We start from the raw sequence: 4574 nt of genomic DNA, 5'->3' as shown, positions 1-4574 counted from the left end.
CGCCGAGGCCGCCTCCGGCCCCGCCTTCGCGGGCGCCGTCGGCCTGCTGCTGTGGGGCGCCGGCGAAGGCCGCCCCGTGCTCGACATCGCCCCGGGGCCGGCCCGCGCCGGTTCCGCCTTCCGCCGCTTCGTGAACTGGGTCCGGGAGAAGGTGTGATGCGCCCTCTCGCCACGAATCGAAGCGACCCCGTAGAGAACTTCGGACAGGAGGCCCGCCCATGACCCTGAACCTGACCGTGCCGACCAGCACGCACACGGATTTCAGCCCGCGCATCACGGTCGTCGGCGTCGGCGGCGGTGGCACCAACGCGGTCAACAACATGATTGCCATGGGGCTGGACGGGGTGGAATTCCTCGTCGCCAACACGGACAGCCAGTCGCTGTTCCACTCGCGCGCGGAACGCCGCGTGCAGCTTGGCCCGCACCTGACGCAGGGCCTCGGCGCCGGTGCGAAGCCCGAGATCGGGCGCGCCGCCGCGGAAGAGGCGATGGAGGAACTGGCACGCCACATCGAGGGTGTGCACATGATCTTCATCACCGCCGGCATGGGCGGCGGCACGGGCACGGGGGCCGCGCCGGTCATCGCCCGCATGGCGCGCGAACGCGGCATCCTGACCGTCGGCGTCGTGACGCGGCCCTTCGACTTCGAAGGCCCCAAGCGCAAGAAGTCGGCCGAGAGCGGCATCGAGGAACTGCAGCAGTTCGTCGATACGCTGATCGTCATCCCGAACCAAAACCTGTTCCGACTTGCCAATGAACGCACCACCTTCCAGGAAGCGTTCAAGATGGCCGACAACGTGCTCTACATGGGCGTGCGCGGCGTGACCGACCTGATGGTCAACCCGGGCATGGTCAATCTCGACTTCGCCGACATCCGCACCGTCATGGCCGAGATGGGCAAGGCGATGATGGGCACGGGCGAGGCCGAGGGCGAGGACCGCTCCCGCAAGGCCGCCGAGGCAGCCATCAACAACCCGCTGCTCGAGGACATCTCGATGGCGGGTGCAAAGGGCGTGCTGATCAACATCACCGGCGGCTACGACATGACGCTGTTCGAGGTGGACGAGGCCGCCAACCGCATCCGCAAGGAAGTGGACGAGGACGCGAACATCATCTTCGGCACCTCGGTCGATGAGGGCATGAACGGGCGCGTCCGCGTCTCCGTCGTCGCCACCGGCATCGATGTCGCGACGGCGAAGCAGGAAGTGCCGCTCAAGGTCGTCGCCATGGGCGGCGGCGCGCCGATCCAGGCGGTTTCGACCCAGGCGGTTCCCTCCGCCGCGCCGCGCAGCGCGCCGACCTCCTTCATCCGCCCGGTCGCCGCCCCCGCCGCGGCGCCGCTGCCAGCCACCACCATGGCGACGCTCCGCCAGGCGGTCGTCGACACCTCCCCCGCCCAGCAGGAGGAGGAAGCGCTGGACCTCCAGCCGCAGCAGCCCATGGCCGAGCAGCCGCCGGTCATGCTCGCCCCGTCGGTCGCCGAGCCGATGCCGGCCATGCACGCGCATCGCCCGGCAGTGGTGGATACGCCGCGCCAGAGCGGCGGCGCGCTGCGCGGCCTGTTCCAGAAGGCGACCGGCCTGGGCAGCAGCATGATGCGGCGCAACCTGCCGGAGACCGCCCCGGCAACCGCGCCGGCGGCGCCGGTCATGCGGGTCGAGCCCTCGGTTGCACCCTCGGCGCGACCGGCTCCGCGCGCGGCACAACCGCAGGACGAGATGGGCCTCGAGATCCCAACCTTCCTCCGCCGCCAGAGCAACTGAACCGGCCTCGGAACTGCCTAGATTCCGCCGTATTTTGCGCCGCAAAAATCCTGCTAATTCAAGGGCTTGCGGCGTAATACAGAGAAACAAGGGTTGAATGGCGCCCCGGTGACGCAGATGCTTCTGTGCACCGGGGCGTTGTGCGTCGCGGAATATCCCGTCGTAGGCGCCGCCAAGAAGGGTACAGGGCGCATGGACGGTTTCGTCACCGCGGAGGCAGGACGGCGCAGGACGCTGAAGGCACCCATCGGGTGCGTCGGCACCGGGTTGCATTCCGGCCAGCGTGCCGAGCTGACGCTCCGCCCCGCCGCGGCGGGCACCGGCATCGTCTTCCGCCGCACCGACCTCGGCATCGACATCCCCGCAGCCTTCGACCGCGTCATCGACACGCGCCTGTGCACGGCGATCGGCGAAGGCCAGGCCCGCATCGGCACGATCGAGCACGTGATGGCTGCCCTCGCCGGCACCGGCATCGACGACGCCTTCGTCGAGGTCGACGGGCCCGAGGCGCCGATCATGGACGGCTCCGCCGCCCCCTTCGTCTTCCTCATCGACTGCGCCGGCATCGCCACCACGGCGGCCCCGCGCAGCGCGATCGAGGTGCTGCGCCCGATCCGCGTCGAGGATGCCTCCGGCGCCTTCGCCGAGCTCCTGCCCGCGCGCGAGTCCGCCTTCGACGCGGAGCTCGAGATCGACTTCCCGAACACCGCGATCGGCCGCCAGGCCGTCTCGATGCGCCTGTCGCCGCACGCCTTCCGCGAAGGCCTCGCCGACGCGCGCACCTTCACCCTGGCCGAGGACGTGGCCCGTCTGCGCGCCGCCGGCCTGGCCCAGGGCGGCAGCCTGCAGAACGCCGTGGTGGTCGACGGGCCGATGGTGCTCAACCCCGGCGGGCTGCGCCGCGCGGATGAATTCGTGCGCCACAAGCTGCTCGACGTGGTGGGCGACCTTGCGCTGGCCGGCGCCCCGCTGCGCGCGCGCTTCCGCGGCAGCCGCTCGGGCCATGCCCTGAACAACCGCCTGCTGCGCGCGCTCTTCGCCGATGCCAGCGCCTGGCGCATGGTCGGCGTCCCGACCCTCGCCGAGGGCATTTCCGGCGCCCGGGCCGCCGCCTCGGTCGCGGCCTGATCCGCGGCCGCTTGGCGGGCGGACCGCGGGCCGTGATATAGAGCGGCCCGACACCATGGCCGAGACGATGATTCGCCCGATCCTGCCCGTTCTCATCCTGCTTCTCCTCGCGGCCTGCGGCGGCGCCCGCTTCCAGCAGGGCACCGGCCAGGACCCATCCCTTGTCCGCGGCAACACGGCGCCGGCGAATGCCGCGGAGCAGTCGCCCGAAGCGCTCTATGCCGCCGGCATGCAGGAGCTGCGGCAGAACCGCTTCCAGCGCGCCGTCGACCTGTTCGACGCGGTGGAGCGCGAGCACCCCTATTCCACCTGGGCGACCAACGCGAAGCTCATGGCCGCCTACACCGAATACCAGCGCAACCGCTACACCGAGGCGATCGGCGCGCTCGAGCGCTTCATCCAGCTGCACCCGGCGCATCGCGACATCGCCTACGCCTACTATCTGCGCGCCCTCTCGCAATACGAGCAGATCAACGACGCGGAACGCGACCAGCGCCAGACGCAGATCGCGATGGACGCGCTACAGGAAGTGGTGAACCGCTTCCCCGACAGCGCCTATGCCCGCGACGCCCGGCTGAAGATGGACCTCGCCCGCGACCATCTGGCGGGGCGGGAGATGCATATCGGCCGCTGGTACCAGCGCCAGGGCCTTCCCCAGGCCGCGATCGGCCGCTTCCGCCGCGTGGTCGAGGAATACCAGACCACCAACCACGTGCCCGAGGCGCTGCACCGCCTGACCGAGATCTACATCTCGCTCGGCCTGACCGAGGAAGCGCGCCGCACCGCCTCCGTGCTCGGCCACAACTATCCGGGCAGCACCTGGTACCAGGATTCCTACGCGCTGCTGGTGGAAGGCGCGCCGGCCGCGACGCCGTCCCGGCCGGGGTTCATGACCCGCACGCTCAACTGGCTCTTCTGACGGGGGGCACGGCGTGCTCGCCGGGCTGTCCATCCGCGACGTGGTGCTGATCGAGCGCCTCGACCTTGCCTTCGGCGCGGGGCTCACGGCGCTCACCGGCGAGACGGGGGCGGGCAAGTCCATCCTGCTCGACAGCCTCGGCCTCGCCCTTGGCGGCCGCGCCGAAGCGGGCATGGTCCGCAGCGGGCAGCCGCAGGCCTCCGTCGCCGCCTCCTTCGCCCCGCCCGCCGGCCATCCCGCCTTCGACATCCTGCGCGAGCAGGGGATCGAGCCGGAGGAGGACCTGGTGCTGCGCCGCGTCGTGCAGGCCGATGGCCGCTCCCGCGCCTTCGTCAACGACCAGCCGGTCGGCGTCGCGCTGCTGCGCCGCCTCGGCGCGACACTCGTCGAGGTGCAGGGCCAGCACGACCAGGTGGGCCTCGCCGATCCCGCGAGCCATGCCGGGCTGCTCGACGCCTTCGGCACGCTGGACCGCCGGCGCGCCGCGACCGCCGAGGCATGGTCCGCCTGGCGCACAGCCACGAAGCGGCTGGCCGAGGCGCGCGAAGCGATCGCGAGCGCGCAGCGGGAGGAGGAATGGCTGCGCCACGCGGTCGCCGAACTCGCCGAACTCAAGCCCGAGGAAGGGGAGGAGGAGAGCCTCGCCGTCGAGCGCCAGCGCCTCCAGCAGGGCGAACGCCGCGCCGAGGCGATCGCCGCCGCCATCGCCGAGCTGACGCCGCGCGACCGCCGCGCCGCCACGCCGGCGCGCGCACTGCGCGAGG

4 protein-coding genes are annotated in these 4574 nt (G+C 71.5%); all 4 read left to right on the top strand.

Annotated elements, in window-relative coordinates:
• Nucleotides 1–218: 218 nt before the first annotated feature.
• Nucleotides 219–1763, top strand: a complete 1545-nt coding sequence (gene ftsZ, locus HW577_RS21175; protein ID WP_198378104.1) for a cell division protein FtsZ — start codon at nucleotides 219–221, stop codon at nucleotides 1761–1763.
• 192 nt (nucleotides 1764–1955) lie between these two features.
• Nucleotides 1956–2891, top strand: coding sequence for a UDP-3-O-acyl-N-acetylglucosamine deacetylase (lpxC, locus tag HW577_RS21170; protein WP_198378106.1), 936 nt, complete (start codon nucleotides 1956–1958; stop codon nucleotides 2889–2891).
• A gap of 55 nt (nucleotides 2892–2946) precedes the next feature.
• The gene (locus tag HW577_RS21165; protein ID WP_232475117.1) at nucleotides 2947–3810 is read left to right on the top strand and encodes an outer membrane protein assembly factor BamD; all 864 of its coding nucleotides are present in this window, start codon (nucleotides 2947–2949) and stop codon (nucleotides 3808–3810) included.
• 13 nt (nucleotides 3811–3823) lie between these two features.
• Nucleotides 3824–4574 (top strand): AAA family ATPase (locus HW577_RS21160; protein ID WP_198378103.1); only part of this gene is annotated, 751 nt, incomplete at its 3' end.

The organism is Neoroseomonas rubea (genome assembly GCF_016106015.1).
Taxonomy (GTDB): Bacteria; Pseudomonadota; Alphaproteobacteria; order Acetobacterales; family Acetobacteraceae; genus Neoroseomonas; species Neoroseomonas rubea.
The sequence above is the reverse complement of the archived record's forward strand: the minus strand, read 5'-3'. Positions and strand labels throughout refer to the sequence as shown.

What these genes read in the sequence shown, in the direction of transcription:
- lpxC (WP_198378106.1), top strand. Translation starts at nt 1,956, where the DNA reads ATGGACGGTTTCGTCACCGCGGAGGCAGGACGGCGCAGGACGCTGAAG.
- ftsZ (WP_198378104.1), top strand. Translation starts at nt 219, where the DNA reads ATGACCCTGAACCTGACCGTGCCGACCAGCACGCACACGGATTTCAGC.
- HW577_RS21165 (WP_232475117.1), top strand. Translation starts at nt 2,947, where the DNA reads ATGGCCGAGACGATGATTCGCCCGATCCTGCCCGTTCTCATCCTGCTT.